Source organism: Rhizobium sp. 18055, from assembly GCF_902706285.1.
Taxonomy (GTDB): domain Bacteria; phylum Pseudomonadota; class Alphaproteobacteria; order Rhizobiales; family Rhizobiaceae; genus Rhizobium.
In genome coordinates, this window is sequence record NZ_CACSKD010000276.1 from 1 (window position 1) to 443 (window position 443).

Annotated in this window: 1 protein-coding gene; it reads right to left on the minus strand. The window is 79.2% G+C overall.

Features of this window, described 5'->3' with window-relative positions; translation table 11 throughout:
* Window positions 1–83: 83 nt before the first annotated feature.
* A partial coding sequence (locus tag GVL52_RS32130; protein ID WP_200848002.1) for a hypothetical protein occupies window positions 84–443 on the minus strand: 360 nt, incomplete at its 5' end.

Below are 443 nucleotides of genomic sequence, written 5' to 3' on the forward strand. Positions count from 1 at the left end.
GTAGAGCCTGGCGAGCAGCGGATGCACGCCGGCCTGCTCCAGCGCCCAGACGGCGCGCGGCGGGATGTCCCGGGCGACGATCTTCACAGCTGCTCCTGCAGCGCCGCGAAGCGCACCGGCCGCCACCGGCGGCGCAGGCGGTCGAGCAGGCCCGCGGGCGCCGTGTCCCACGCCATCGCGCCGCGCTCGCCGCACAGCGTCAGCCGCGCCGCGCCGCCGCGCTCCACGTGGGCCGCCAGGCGGGCCACGGGGCCGGCGTCCAGCGCCTTCCAGCCCTCCGCCCAGGCGCGCCAGTCCTCGTGCAGCGCGGCATCGCGCAGCACCTGCGGCACCTCGGGCATCGCCACCGCGGGCAGGGCGCCTTCGGGCAGCCGCCCCGCGCCGTGCACCCAGAACGCGTTCACCGGCGGCAGGCCGCGCGCGGCGCGCGCATCGTTGAAGGG